Source organism: Acinetobacter seifertii, from assembly GCF_000368065.1.
GTDB classification, from domain to species: domain Bacteria; phylum Pseudomonadota; class Gammaproteobacteria; order Pseudomonadales; family Moraxellaceae; genus Acinetobacter; species Acinetobacter seifertii.
In genome coordinates this window covers 2,048,239-2,061,858 of sequence record NZ_KB851200.1, presented here as the reverse complement: position 1 = coordinate 2,061,858, position 13,620 = coordinate 2,048,239, and the positions used below count along the sequence as shown (strand labels likewise).

12 protein-coding genes are annotated in these 13,620 nt (G+C 36.5%); 6 read left to right on the top strand and 6 right to left on the bottom strand.

Annotated elements, in window-relative coordinates:
* Positions 1-100 precede the first annotated feature (100 nt).
* The 4 genes from F985_RS17215 (at position 101) to cysN (ending at position 4,491) form a co-directional block, all read left to right on the top strand.
* Positions 101-1,558 (top strand): capsule assembly Wzi family protein, encoded by a 1,458-nt coding sequence (locus F985_RS17215; RefSeq protein ID WP_004703094.1) that lies wholly within the window; start codon positions 101-103, stop codon positions 1,556-1,558.
* Positions 1,559-1,814: 256 nt separating this feature from the next.
* On the top strand, positions 1,815-1,946 hold the full coding sequence (locus F985_RS25325; RefSeq protein ID WP_081401316.1) for a hypothetical protein: 132 nt from the start codon (positions 1,815-1,817) through the stop codon (positions 1,944-1,946).
* The gene (gene cysD, locus F985_RS17210; protein WP_000140408.1) at positions 1,939-2,847 is read left to right on the top strand and encodes a sulfate adenylyltransferase subunit CysD; all 909 of its coding nucleotides are present in this window, start codon (positions 1,939-1,941) and stop codon (positions 2,845-2,847) included. The genes F985_RS25325 and cysD overlap by 8 nt, the downstream gene beginning before the upstream one ends.
* A gap of 30 nt (positions 2,848-2,877) precedes the next feature.
* Positions 2,878-4,491 carry a sulfate adenylyltransferase subunit CysN gene (gene cysN / locus F985_RS17205; RefSeq protein ID WP_004703089.1) on the top strand — a complete coding sequence of 538 codons (1,614 nt, stop codon included), beginning with the start codon at positions 2,878-2,880 and terminating at the stop codon, positions 4,489-4,491.
* A 52-nt stretch (positions 4,492-4,543) separates the two neighbouring features.
* Here the strand turns inward: cysN and F985_RS17200 are convergent, their stop codons facing one another.
* A complete protein-coding gene (locus F985_RS17200) occupies positions 4,544-5,101 on the bottom strand; it encodes a DUF2239 family protein (protein ID WP_081401315.1) in 558 nt (185 codons plus the stop codon).
* 214 nt (positions 5,102-5,315) lie between these two features.
* Between F985_RS17200 and F985_RS17195 the strand changes: the two genes are divergently transcribed.
* A complete protein-coding gene (locus F985_RS17195) occupies positions 5,316-5,828 on the top strand; it encodes a hypothetical protein (RefSeq protein ID WP_004703085.1) in 513 nt (170 codons plus the stop codon).
* 47 nt (positions 5,829-5,875) lie between these two features.
* Here F985_RS17195 and F985_RS17190 read toward each other — a convergent pair whose 3' ends face one another.
* The 3 genes from F985_RS17190 to F985_RS17180 all read right to left on the bottom strand — a co-directional run bounded on the left by F985_RS17190 (position 5,876) and on the right by F985_RS17180 (position 10,202).
* Entirely contained in the window at positions 5,876-7,213 is a 1,338-nt protein-coding gene (locus tag F985_RS17190) for a CitMHS family transporter (RefSeq protein ID WP_004703084.1), read from the bottom strand.
* Positions 7,214-7,763: 550 nt separating this feature from the next.
* Positions 7,764-9,089: a polyamine export protein PaeA gene (locus tag F985_RS17185; RefSeq protein ID WP_004703083.1), complete on the bottom strand. Its 1,326-nt coding sequence runs from the start codon at positions 9,087-9,089 to the stop codon at positions 7,764-7,766.
* A gap of 123 nt (positions 9,090-9,212) precedes the next feature.
* Positions 9,213-10,202: a LysR family transcriptional regulator gene (locus F985_RS17180; protein ID WP_004703082.1), complete on the bottom strand. Its 990-nt coding sequence runs from the start codon at positions 10,200-10,202 to the stop codon at positions 9,213-9,215.
* Between the two features lie 588 nt (positions 10,203-10,790).
* On the opposite strand from F985_RS17180, the gene F985_RS17175 reads away from it, so the two are divergent.
* Positions 10,791-12,395, top strand: coding sequence for an isocitrate lyase (locus F985_RS17175; protein WP_004703081.1), 1,605 nt, complete (start codon positions 10,791-10,793; stop codon positions 12,393-12,395).
* A 57-nt stretch (positions 12,396-12,452) separates the two neighbouring features.
* Here F985_RS17175 and F985_RS17170 read toward each other — a convergent pair whose 3' ends face one another.
* Both F985_RS17170 and F985_RS17165 read right to left on the bottom strand, forming a co-directional pair.
* Complete coding sequence (locus F985_RS17170; RefSeq protein WP_004703080.1) at positions 12,453-12,932, bottom strand: copper resistance protein NlpE; 480 nt, start codon at positions 12,930-12,932, stop codon at positions 12,453-12,455.
* 201 nt (positions 12,933-13,133) lie between these two features.
* The gene (locus tag F985_RS17165) at positions 13,134-13,457 is read right to left on the bottom strand and encodes a hypothetical protein (RefSeq protein WP_004703079.1); all 324 of its coding nucleotides are present in this window, start codon (positions 13,455-13,457) and stop codon (positions 13,134-13,136) included.
* Between the last annotated feature and the right edge of the window lie 163 nt (positions 13,458-13,620).

Genomic DNA, 13,620 nt, shown 5'->3' with positions numbered 1-13,620 from the left:
AGACCACGTTAAAAAATGTAATTGCACAGTTTAACAATTGCAAATTTGTGATAAAAAAATTAATGTGTTGCTCATAAATAACTTTGAGAATTGTGCTGACATGTTTTTAAGAAAAACACTTTCAATTGCATTATTAACAGCTGCCTCTTCAGCTGTTTTTGCCCAAGGTTTGGTGCTTAATAATGATGATTTGCGTACAGATTTAAATTGGTTGAATCAACAAGGTGTTATTAACATCAGCACTTCTACTTGGCCTTTAAGCGGTGATGAAATTCAGCGCGCACTCTCTCAGGCTAAAGTAACTCATCCAGCTCAACAAAAAGTTATTAATTCAGTTCTTAATGCATTAAAAGCAGATAACGATACAGTTAAAGTAGGTGCTTTTGCAGGAACAGATATCAAAGATATTCCTCAAGCATTTGGAAATAATCATAAATCACAGTATGAAGGTTCTGTAGAGTTTAATGCGGGCGGTGAAAATTGGGACGCAAAAATTCGTGTAAACGCTGAAAAAGATCCACAAATTGATAGTGGGCATGATGTGAATGTAGAAGGTTCGTATGTTGCTGGCAAGCTCTGGAATCAGTGGGTTGTTGCAGGTCAAATTCCAACGTGGTGGGGACCTGGACATGATGGCAGCTTAATCCGTGGTGATGCGAGTCGTCCCGTTTATGGGGTAACCATGCAACGAGCTGTACAAGATGCATTTGAAAATAAATGGTTGTCTTGGATTGGGCCTTGGCAATACCAATTATTTGCAGGTCAGTTAGATGACTATAAGGCTGTTCCTAATGCTAAATTATTGGGGATGCGTGTAACTGCACGTCCAGTTCCAGCTTTGGAGTTAGGTGCTTCACGTACACTTCAGATTGGTGGTGATGGGCAACCAAACAGCTTCAAGGCATATTGGAATGCAATTATTGGTAAAGATAATGGCTGTACAAACACTGATTGTATTGGTGTAGATAATCCGTCTAACCAGTTAGCTGGTTTTGATGCTCGCTTACACCTACAACCTTTATTTAATATTCCAGTCAGTGTTTATGGACAATACATTGGTGAAGACGAAGCAGGTTACTTACCATCGAAAAAAATGTATTTAGCTGGTGCTGATTATTCTTCAATTGTTAAAAATATGCCTTACCAACTTTATGCTGAATGGGCAGATACGCGTACTAATGGCGATGTAAAAGGCATTTCATATAGTCATCATCAATATACTGACGGTTATTATCAGCATGGTTTCCCTCTAGGGCATGCAATTGGTGGTGATGGTCAAATGTACTCTGTCGGTGGTGATATTCGCTTTGACACGATGAATCGCTTAAGTGGCCGTGCAATGGTTGTTAAGGTGAATGAGTCTAATCTTGCAATTAATAAAGCCTTCCCTAAAGAAGATAAAATCAAAGCACTTGATTTAACTTGGACACATTACATCAAACCAGATCTTCCATTAAAAATTAATGGTTGGATTAGTGACTCTGACCTAGAAGGTAATGACTCAGGTGCATCTATTGGTATTGAAATTCCATTAGAGCGTAAAATGTTTGGTTTCTAATTATTAAATAGTGCTATAGCAAGAGAGAAGCTAAAATGGCTTCTCTTTTTTATTGTATTTAAAGAAATCTAAAGATGAGATCGTGATTTGCTTCAACTAATAATGCTAGCTACGATAGACAGGTGAGTTATGCAAATCAGTATTTTACATATATATGATGAATTTGAATATCAATATGAAAAAACAAGCAAAAGAAAACAGTTTTAAATCACTATAATGCATAACTAATGCTATAAGCCTCATAAAGGGCTTGTGGTTGGATTATTTATCACGAAAAATTGGAGTTGTTATGGCACTCGTTCCTCCACATGGTCTTCTAAGTGGTGGTTTAATACCACTTCTAGATTTTATGGGCAAAATGGATAGAGAAGGGCGTGTTCATGACTGAATCAAGACTTACACATCTCAAGCAACTTGAAGCTGAAAGTATTCATATTATTCGTGAAGTTGCAGCAGAATTTGAAAATCCAGTCATGCTTTACTCAATTGGTAAAGATTCGGCTGTGATGCTTCATCTTGCATTAAAAGCATTTTATCCTGCAAAACTTCCTTTCCCTTTATTACATGTTGATACAGGTTGGAAGTTTAAAGACATGATCGCGTTTCGCGATAACATGGCAAAAACTCATGGCTTTGATTTAATTGTTCATCAAAATAAAGAAGGCCGTGAAGCAGGGATTAATCCATTTGATCACGGTAGCTCAAAATATACAGATATTATGAAAACCCAAGCTTTAAAACAGGCTTTGGATAAATATCAATTTGATGCTGCTTTTGGTGGTGCGCGCCGTGACGAAGAAAAATCACGTGCGAAAGAGCGTGTGTATTCATTCCGTGATAGTAAGCATCGTTGGGACCCTAAAAACCAACGTCCTGAACTTTGGAACCTTTACAACGGTAAAGTAAACAAAGGCGAAAGTATTCGTGTATTCCCTTTATCTAACTGGACAGAGTTAGATATCTGGCAATATATCTATTTAGAAAATATTCAAATTGTTCCTCTTTATTTCTCTGCTGTTCGTCCAGTAGTTGAGCGTAGTGGTACGCTCATTATGGTGGATGATGAACGCATGCGCTTAAAAGAGGGTGAAGTTCCACAAATGAAGTCTGTACGTTTCCGTACGCTTGGCTGTTACCCATTAACAGGTGCAGTCGAGTCTGAAGCTGATACATTGCCAGAAATTATTCAGGAAATGTTATTGGCAACAAGTTCTGAGCGTCAAGGTCGTATGATTGACCATGATGAAGCAGGCTCAATGGAAAAGAAAAAGCAAGAAGGCTATTTCTAAGACAGTTTCTAAATTTGTGGAGTTTGAGCAATGTCTCATCAATCAGACTTAATCAGCCAAGACATTCTGGCTTATTTAAAACAGCATGAACAAAAAGACCTTTTGCGTTTTTTGACTTGCGGTAACGTAGATGATGGTAAAAGTACCTTAATTGGCCGTTTACTTTACGATTCAAAATTGATTTATGAAGATCAATTGCAAGCTGTAACACGTGACAGTAAAAAAGTAGGTACGACGGGTGATGCACCAGATTTGGCGTTGCTTGTAGATGGTTTGCAGGCTGAGCGTGAGCAAGGTATTACTATTGATGTAGCTTATCGCTATTTCTCGACTGAAAAGCGTAAATTTATTATTGCTGATACACCGGGACATGAACAATATACCCGCAACATGGCTACTGGTGCATCGACTGCTGATCTTGCAATTATCTTGATTGATGCGCGCTATGGTGTTCAAACACAAACGCGTCGTCATACATTTATTGCTAGTTTGCTTGGTATTAAAAATATTGTTGTTGCCATTAATAAAATGGACTTGGTTGAATATTCACCTGAGCGTTTTAATGAGATTCAGATTGAATATGATGCGTTCGTGAGCCAGTTAGGTGAGCGTCGCCCAGCTAATATCTTATTTGTTCCGATTTCTGCTTTAAATGGCGATAACGTTGTAAATCCATCTGCTCATACTCCTTGGTACAAGGGTCAAACCTTGATGAGTATTCTTGAGTCTGTGGAAATTAGCCGCGAATCAAACAAACACGAATTCCGTTTCCCTGTTCAGTATGTGAACCGTCCAAACCTCGACTTCCGTGGTTTTGCGGGTACTGTTGCTTTAGGTGAAATTAAAGTCGGTGACGAAATTGTAGCGTTACCTTCTGGTAAGCGTTCTACGGTTAAAGAAATCGTTACTTTTGACGGTAACCTTGAGCAAGCAGTGGCTGGTCAAGCAGTTACATTAACGTTAAACGACGAAATTGATATTAGCCGTGGTAACGTGCTGGTACGTGCAGGTGAGCAACCATTAATTTCACGTAGCGTTCGTGCTTCTGTGGTATGGATGAATGAGCACCCGCTTGTAAAAGGTAAGTTGTACAACATTAAGATTGGTACACAAACCGTTCCAGCAAAAGTGAAGAACATTCACTACCGTGTGAATGTAAATACACTTGAGCATACTCAAGTAGAAGAGCTTGAGTTAAATGCAATTGCCGATGTGGTAGTTGAGTTTGATGCTCCAGTAGTATTTGACCAATATCAAGACTCTCGTTATACAGGTTCATTTATTTTTATTGACCGTTTAAGTAACGTGACTGTTGGCGCGGGCATGGTAGAAGCTGCGGTAGAATGGACTGCTCATAGCAATGCTGTTACTGCCGAAGACCGTGCTGCTCGTTTAGGTCAAAAACCTGCTGCTATTGGTGTTTCTGCACAATTAATTGAAAAAGCTCAAGTCTTAGAAAGTTTGCTGATTCAGCAAGGTGTAGTTGCAATCGCGAAAGCAAGTTTAACAGCTGAGCAATTGGTTCTGTTACGTGAGACTGGTGTTGTAACTATTACAACTTCTGTGGATGGTACAGATACTGAGATAACTGCTGAAACAGTAGAAGAAGCAGTAGAAAAAATCGTGGAATTGGTTCGTCTTTAATAGATTGAAAATGAGTTCCAAAAAACCCGCGTAAGCGGGTTTTTTATTGAGTTTAGAAAATACTTTGGATTTTTAAAGTTAAATATTCTCTTAAATCTTTAGGGTAGTTCTGAATCATCTTTAAGAATGTATCTCGATCACCTTGATATAAGGCGCGTGTTGCTTCCTCATAATTTGGCATATTGCCTAACATAGCAGACATAAAACGGTCGATGGCTTGTTTGGCAAGCAGAATATTGCCTTCAGAATTTGGATTATTTAACTCTTTATCAATTAACTTACGAATTACTGCTGATGCACTCGCACTTTGTTGATCTAACCAATCCCAATGTTTTTTCTGTAAAGTGATTTCACGCGAAATTACGCCAAGTTTAGGTCGACCAACTTTTTTAATTTCTTCAGGTTCAGCATAACGTTGTTGAAAATCTTGTTCTGAACCAGAAAGATCAAGATCAATTTGTTGACCTGTTTGATCATTAAAAATCAGAATATTTTCCGTTGTTTTAGGAAGATGTTTTAGTTTTTTTGCAAGTTCAACAAGGGAGTCGCTTGCAATAAGTGTGCTTCCAGTAAAAGCGGTATAGGTGATTGTTGTATTCATTTTTGCCACATATTTTTATCAGGGTAAAATAATATTATCAGGGTAAAACTAATTTGGCAAACATTAAAAATTATAACCAAAGAATTATCTGATTTTTATGAGTGGTATCTCTGAAATTAAGGCTATAAAAATAGTCAAGGTAAGAGGCTATTTAAAATTTTGTTCTGCTTTAATATCGCTTTTATGAGAGAATGTGCCTTTAGTTGTATGTATAAGGACTCCTATGTTTGAGCAATCTCCTGAATCTTTAAGCGATATCGAAATTTTAGACATTTTACAGTCGATGAAAAAAGATAAGCTAGATACGGAAGCAAATGAGATTATCCGTAGCGGGGGGAAAGCAGGACGTCAGGAAGCGCATAAACAGGCTTTGGTGGCACTAAATACAAATTTTGAAGAGAAGTTTGTAGAGGCAGTGACTCTTGCACTAGGTTTAAATGCAGCTCAAGCTAAAAAAATTCGCTATAAAAAAGATCGAATTCGTATTTTAAAAGCGCGTGGTATTGATTATTTAGCTATTGATGGGGCAGAAACAGCGCAAGTTTTGGCACAAATTTCACAAGCAATTGTTCGTGAAGATGCAATAGTTACTCATGACTTGCATGATATCTTCCCATTTTGGAAAGAAGGTTGGCCAATGGTGCAATTTGATAATGCCTATAAAATTTTAGAAGAAGATATTAGCTTGCACTTTCATGCGTTCTTGGACGCCATGATTGAGTATGTAAATAAATAAAAAATAAAAGCCCCAATTGGGGCTTTTATTTTTATAGCAAAATGTAGTTAGATCGCACTAAAAAGTGGGAAAACACCAATCACCAAAGCTGTACCCATTAACACCATACAAGTAATAAATGCCCACTTAAAAGTGAACTTTTGATGATCTGCAAAATCGACTTTAGCAAGACCACATAACAAGTAAGTTGATGGAACAAGTGGTGATAATAAGTGTACAGGTTGGCCTACAATTGATGCACGAGCAATCGCTTCTGGACTAATACCATAATGTGAAGCAGCTTCAGCAAGAATAGGTAATACACCATAGAAGAATGCATCATTTGACATAAAGAACGTCAAAGGCATGCTTACCAACGCTGTAATTGGTGCCAGATAAGGTCCCATACTTGCAGGAATCATTGCGACGAATTCTTTAGACATCGCTTCAACCATGCCTGTGCCAGATAAAATACCTGTAAAAATACCTGCCGCAAAAATTAAACCTACCACAGCCAAGATACTATCTGCATGCATAGCGATACGTTTCTTCTGCATATCAACATCTGGATAGTTGATAAGCATCGCAATACAGAACGCCAGCATGAATAACACTGACATTGGTAAAATACCTTTGATCAACGCAATCATAAGAATAATGGTGAGTACCATATTTACTTTACGCAAATGTGGACGAGTCGCTTCTGGATCTTTTGAAACAGTAATATTGTCACCATGATGACTTTCAAGCTCAATCACGCCTAAACGTTTTTGCTCATAGCGACCATATAAATATGCCAAGAAGAATAACCAGCCAATACTAATAATCATTGGAAGAATCATTGGTACAAAAATATGGCTTGGGTCGACTTGAAGTGCACTCGCTGCGCGGGCAGTAGGTCCACCCCATGGCGTAAGGTTCATTACACCACTACATAACAACATAAGTGCTGTCATGATCAGTGTATTCATACCAAGTCGCTGATAGAGAGGAAGCATAGCTGCCACACAAATCATATATGTCGTTGATCCATCACCATCAAGGGAAACTAATGTCGTTAAAAAAACGGTCCCTAATGTAATTTTTAGAGGATCGCCTTTAACCTTTTTCAAAATCCATTTAACCGGGGGATCGAAAAGACCTGCATCGATCATTAAGGCAAAATATAAAATTGCAAATAATAGCATTACACCAGTAGGTGCAAGTTTTTTGATGCCTTCTAGCATCATCTCGCTGAGACCTTTAAGCTCAATATGACTTAAGCTTTCAAAGTAGTGACCTAGGCCCCAAGCAATAAGAGAAAAAATAAATGGGATAAGAATTAAAGCAATAATAGGGCTCAAACGTTTGGACATGATTAAGTACATGAAGCACAAAATCATGCCAACACCAAGTAATGTCAGCATACAATCAATCCTTTGCCTTTAGTTTTACTGAACAAGTTTATTCCAAACTTTGACTTTTATTATTCTTATGAATTTTTATTAAAAAAACAAATAATATATTTAGTTTATTTGGTTAATATATATTCAATTAAAAAGGTATATTCTTAGGAAATACTGAACATATATATTAATGGCTTAGTTTATTTATTATATATAGTGGTTTTACATTTATATAAAGGTTTTATCATATTTAAAATTATCATATATTTTGAAGAATTATACTTACTTTGAGCATTGAGATGAGAAGAAGACCCATTTACAAGGCTTGTAATGTCTACGTTACCTAAGGCTGATGGGGTTGTAAATGCTTTATTCGCAAATTTTCATTTCAATTGAACTCAATTTTTTTATTTTAATTAAGAGGTTAATCTTTATATTTATAAATATGATTAGCATAATTAATTAAACTTTTAATAATGAAGAATATTAAATGAAAGCGTGAATTTAATAATTACTTATTCATATTAAAAAAATATCCTGCTTTTGGCAGGATATTTTGCACCAAAATAAATCAATTTTCGTCAGTTGGTGAATGTAATTCAGATTTTTCTAATACGCGAGTAACTAATAGTTGATCGATTTTAAAATGATCCACATCGACAACTTCAAATTTATAACCACCAAATTCGACAAAATCGGCTGGACGAGGAATTTTGCGTAAACGATACATCATAAAACCTGCTAGCGTTTCATAATTCTCTTCATCGGGCATTTCGTCAATTTCAAGAGCATGTCTCAGGTCATCAATTGGTGTACTGCCATCAATTAACCAAGAGTTATTGTCACGTTTAATGATTTGCTGTTCTTCTTCAATTGGGGTAACCCAGTCACCCATTACGGTAATCATGATATCGCTTAAGGTGATAACACCAACTACAAGCGCATATTCATTAATTACAACAGCGAACTTTTCTTTTGTTGATCGGAAGCGATCAAGTAATTCAGAAAGGGTTAATGTGTCAGGAATAATTAGAACATTACGAATAGTAGATTCATTTAATTGAGTGGGTGATTGGTTATTTAAAATGCGGACAAGAAAATCTTTGGCATCTACATACCCAATAACCTGATCAATATTTTCATTACACACTAAAAATTTAGAATAAGGATATTCTGCTAATTTTTGTCGAATACTGTCTTCATGTTCGTTTAAAGTGAAATAAACAACATTTTCACGCGTCGTCATACTCGATGGTACGTTGCGTTCTTCTAGTTCAAAAACATTTTCAATAAAATGATGTTCTTGTTTTTGAAGTACACCTGCTTGGGCACCTGCATCCATAACAGCTGAGATATCATCAAAAGTAATATTGTCTTCTCGAGTTGTATTTACTTTAAATAAGCGGAATAACAGGTTCGCGATGGCATTAATTCCCCAAGCCAAAGGTTTACAAACTTTAATAAAAACCTGAATTGGATTGATAACACTAATTGCAATTTTTTCTGGGGCAATCATAGCCAAGCGTTTTGGCATAAGATCGGCAAATAAAATAAATAGCGATGTTACTAAAGTAAAAGATAGAGCAAAACCAATTGTTTGCGACCAGGGACCTACATAGAACCGGTCAACTAAAGTCACAAAAAATGGACGGAAAGCAGCTTCGCCTAAAATACCGCCTAAAATTGCAACAGCATTTAGTCCAATTTGGGATGCTGCAAAAAAGTCTGCAGATTGTTCTTGTAAATCAAGTACCTGTTGAGCACGTTCCTCGCCAGCTTCAGCTAAAATTTTTAACTTCACTTTTCTGGCGCCAGCCAGTGCAATTTCAGTTAAAGATAAAAAGCCTGCTGCGATGATGAGCAGTACGATGATAATGATATTTTGAAAGAGACTCACAAATCACCCGAGGTTCATCATTATTATGACTATGTTTTAACACAAAAAAGCGCTGAGGTAATCAGATTGATTGCTCAGCGCTTAAAGATAATGTTTGAAAGAGACAATTAAATTAAAATTTATTTAATAGTGAGAAAATTGTGAATTGTTGGTAAGAAATTCACGATTTTCTTCTTCGATCATTTGGCGAGCAACGAATAGAATAAGTTGGCGTAACCAGCGATGAGCAGGGTGATGGTGTAATAGTGGGCACCAAGCCATTTTAAGTTCAAATTCTGGAATATAAAAAGGAGGATCCTTTATAACCAGTTTTGGATTTTGAGTTTGTAGGCGCGCCATTCGAGTTGGAAGCGTTGCAATGAGGTCAACATTTTGAGCAAGCAAGGCTGGCATTTGGTAGTGGCGAGTAAATACTGAAATTTTACGACGTTGACCAATACGTTCTAATGCTTGATCAATCCAGCCTAAACCACCTTGTTTATCTGGGTTTACGCCAAAACCAACACCCATACCTGTTTTAGATACCCAAATATGCTGTGCATCTAGGTAACTTTTAAGATTTAAATGAGTAACAGCAGGGTGTTTGTCATTCAAAATACAGCTGAAACTATCACGCCAAACTAACACTTGGTGGAAACTTTGCGGTATTTCATTAAATCTATTAATTGCCAGATCAACTTTACCTTGTTCCATATCTCTATATGACACATCACTTGGGGTAAGAAAGTCGAGCACTACATTTGGAGCTTCAGAACGTAAAGCTTTTACAAGACGAGGAACCAGAGTTGCTTCTGCATAATCAGAAGTCATAATGCGAAAAACGCGATTGCTGGTATAAGGGCGGAATTCGGTACGCGGTTCCAAAATCATGGAAAGATCAGAAAGGGCATCGCGAATACGTGGTTGTAATTCGAGTGCGCGTTCTGTCGGTGTCATTCCTTCCGATGAGCGGATTAGAAGAGGGTCGTTAAATAAATTACGCAAGCGACGTAAAATATTACTCATGGCTGGTTGAGTAACGCCAAGCTGTTCTGCTGCGCGTGTAACATTTTTTTCACGAAGAAGAACATCAAGATATATTAATAGATTAAGATCTACCCGTTCCAGATTCATAAAAAAAATACCGAAAATAAAACCCTAAAATTGTTTCAAATTATGCCATATTTAAAGAACATTGTGTGAAAAAATGATGAGAAAAACGACATTTTTTGTTGAAATTAAGTATGCTTGAAAAGGACCTCAAATGCTCGATTTTATTATCTTTGATCTGTTTTTGACTTTATGTTTATAGACGTAAAATTTTTCTTATATATTTAACCATGTTCTATCATTAAAATTGACTTTTTACATTGGCAAAAGTCGCCTAATTTACAATTGACTTTTGACACTAAAAATGAATGGAAAAATCCCAAAAATTGTATAAAAATAAAACTTGGAGAGTTTTTTCATCAAAACACTATACTCCTTTAGGATTATTTTGTTTTCATAAACAAAGTGTTATGTTTTTTAGTTTTACTTATAATATCGATTTATTGGTATATTTTTTAAATAAATACTGAAGATTAACGAAGGATATTGGATTAATTGATTGGCTAAGTCTAAGCTGTGTTCATGAGGAAGCAGCTGGTGTCATAAGAAATTTAAGTAACGTGACTCTAGGCTTCAATCGATGAAATCCTAAAATGAATACAGGACAATATCATGACTACATATCAAACAGCGATTGATGCAGTACGTCAATTAAAAGCAAAATTTGGCAACACTTGGGCAGACATTAGCCCAGAAGATGCTGCTCGTATGCAACTTCAAAACCGTTTCAAAACTGGTTTAGATATTGCTAAGTATACAGCTGCGATTATGCGTCGTGATATGGCTGAATACGATGCTGACTCAAGCAAATACACTCAATCATTAGGTTGCTGGCATGGTTTCATCGCACAACAAAAAATGATTGCGAACAAAAAATACTTCGGTACTACAAGCAAACGTTATATCTACCTTTCTGGTTGGATGGTTGCTGCTCTTCGTTCAGAGTTCGGTCCACTTCCTGACCAATCTATGCACGAAAAAACTTCTGTTCCTGCTTTGATCGAAGAAATCTACACTTTCTTACGTCAAGCTGACGCAAAAGAATTAAACGATTTATTCCGTGCCCTTAAAAAAGCACAAGAAGCTGGTGATACTGCTAAAGCAGCTGAAATCACAGCTCAAATCGACAACTTTGAAACTCACGTTGTGCCAATTATTGCTGACATCGATGCTGGTTTCGGTAACGAAGAAGCAACTTACTTACTTGCTAAGAAAATGATCGAAGCTGGTGCTTGTGCGCTTCAAATCGAAAACCAAGTATCTGATGCTAAACAATGTGGTCACCAAGCTGGTAAAGTAACTGTTCCACACGAAGACTTTATTGCTAAGATCCATGCATTACGTTATGCATTCTTAGAAATGGGTCTTGAAGAAGGTATCATCGTTGCGCGTACTGACTCTGAAGGCGCTGACTTGACTCAAAAAATCCCAGTGGTTAAAGAGCCAGGTGACATCGCTTCTCAATACATCAGCTACTTAGATACTCAAGAAATTGACATTGCTGATGCGCAAGAAGATGAAATCTTAATCAAGCGTGATGGTAAGTTACACCGTCCTAAACGTTTACCTTCAGGTTTATATCAGTTCCGTGCTGACACTCAAATTGACCGTGTTGTACTTGACTGTGTATCTAGCCTTCAAAATGGTGCTGACCTTCTTTGGATCGAAACTGCGACTCCAAACGTAGAAGAAATCGCACACATGGTTAACCGTGTTAAAGAAGTTGTTCCAAATGCTAAGCTTGTTTATAACAACAGCCCATCATTTAACTGGACTTTAAACTTCCGTCAACAAGCTTACGACCGTTGGGTTGCTGAAGGTAAAGATGTTTCTGCATATGACCGCGCTAAATTAATGAGCGCTGAATATGACAATACTGAATTAGCTGCTGATGCTGATGACAAGATCCGTACATTCCAAGCAGATGCTTCTCGTGAAGCAGGTGTGTTCCATCACTTGATCACACTTCCGACTTACCACACTGCTGCTCTTTCTACTCATGAGCTTGCACAAGGTTACTTCGGTTCTGAAGGTATGTTGGCTTATGTTGCTGGCGTACAACGTAAAGAAATCCGTGGTGGTATCGCTTGTGTGAAACACCAAGCAATGGCGGGTTCTGACATCGGTGATGATCACAAAGAAATCTTCTCTGGTGATAACGCTCTTAAAGCACATGACGATGCTAAAAACACAATGAACCAATTCGCAGCTAACTAAGAATTGATTCCATAAAAAACCCGCTCAAATGAGCGGGTTTTTTATATTAAAAATTTATTAATCTTCTTTTTTCAACACATAGTGCTCTGCCAAAGAACCTTCAATTTTTTTACCTTCCATATCTAAAGCAGTTGCAGTATTTTCGCCAATAAAGAATTTACGATTTTCAGCTTTATTATCTAAGGTAATGATAGAAGTGTTGTCTTTATCGAAAGCAAACTTACCATGAGTTTCAAATGGTTTTGTATCACCTTTGCCTAAGTAAGTTTCAGTCAATTCATAAGTTTTATCATCTTTTAATTTTAGTTCTGTTTTGATGCCTTCACAGTCTGCACATGGAAGGGTACCTGTATATTTACCATTCCAATCTAAAGAATTTTCTGCTGAGTGCTCAGTATCTACAGCAACAGCATTACTTGCTTCACTAGTTTGTACAGGGGTAGAAGCATCAGAAGTTGTCTCTGTTTTATTTTCATGTTTGTTACATGCGACAAGAAGAGTACTCATAAGTGCAATTGCTAATAATGATTTTTTCATGATGAAGAAAACCTCAAAAATAAAAATTAAAAGTCTTTAAAGCCTAGAAAAAGATCATAAAAAATAAAAGCGTTTGTATGTAGTCAAAATTTAACAAAAGGTAAAGTGTATATTTTTTTGTTCATTTAAACGATTTTTATTGAAATTTATAACGAGTAAAAAAAGTATCCACTAACTGAGTTAATGGATACATCTAAAAAATTATGGATGAGCAGAAACTCCACCTAGAGAATCACACGCTGATTTATAGAGTTCATATTGTTTTTTTACTACCTCGTCTAAAGGCATTGCAAATAATTCCTCACCATCTTTATAACTTTCTACATAAGAGGTCGCTTTTTCTTTACTTACTGCTAAAGTTTGTTGGTAATAAGAATTAATTGAGCTATTTGAAATCTCCCTAGTTTCTACGTTTTTACATTGGAAATTATTTAGAAGTTTTTCTGCGCGTTTGACCTCACTAGATTGGCCAAAAATACACCCAGTTAAAAATACAAAAGGTACTAACACGAAAAAGATTTTCATGGAAAAAATTTATAAGAGCGAGGATGGATGCTATTGTATAAATAATTCCATGCTTTACTGTGGTTTTATGTTAGACATTGATGATTTTTTAACTCATTAAAATAAAAAAATTGTTTCCAAGTTTGTAATGACCTCTTTTTGTATATGGTGCATATTTTGCTTA

Coding starts and splice junctions, on each gene's coding strand:
- F985_RS17215 (WP_004703094.1), top strand. CDS start 101: ATGTTTTTAAGAAAAACACTTTCAATTGCATTATTAACAGCTGCCTCT.
- F985_RS17175 (WP_004703081.1), top strand. CDS start 10,791: ATGACTACATATCAAACAGCGATTGATGCAGTACGTCAATTAAAAGCA.
- F985_RS17170 (WP_004703080.1), bottom strand. CDS start 12,932: ATGAAAAAATCATTATTAGCAATTGCACTTATGAGTACTCTTCTTGTC.
- F985_RS17190 (WP_004703084.1), bottom strand. CDS start 7,213: ATGCTGACATTACTTGGTGTTGGCATGATTTTGTGCTTCATGTACTTA.
- cysD (WP_000140408.1), top strand. CDS start 1,939: ATGACTGAATCAAGACTTACACATCTCAAGCAACTTGAAGCTGAAAGT.
- F985_RS17195 (WP_004703085.1), top strand. CDS start 5,316: ATGTTTGAGCAATCTCCTGAATCTTTAAGCGATATCGAAATTTTAGAC.
- F985_RS17180 (WP_004703082.1), bottom strand. CDS start 10,202: ATGAATCTGGAACGGGTAGATCTTAATCTATTAATATATCTTGATGTT.
- F985_RS17165 (WP_004703079.1), bottom strand. CDS start 13,457: ATGAAAATCTTTTTCGTGTTAGTACCTTTTGTATTTTTAACTGGGTGT.
- cysN (WP_004703089.1), top strand. CDS start 2,878: ATGTCTCATCAATCAGACTTAATCAGCCAAGACATTCTGGCTTATTTA.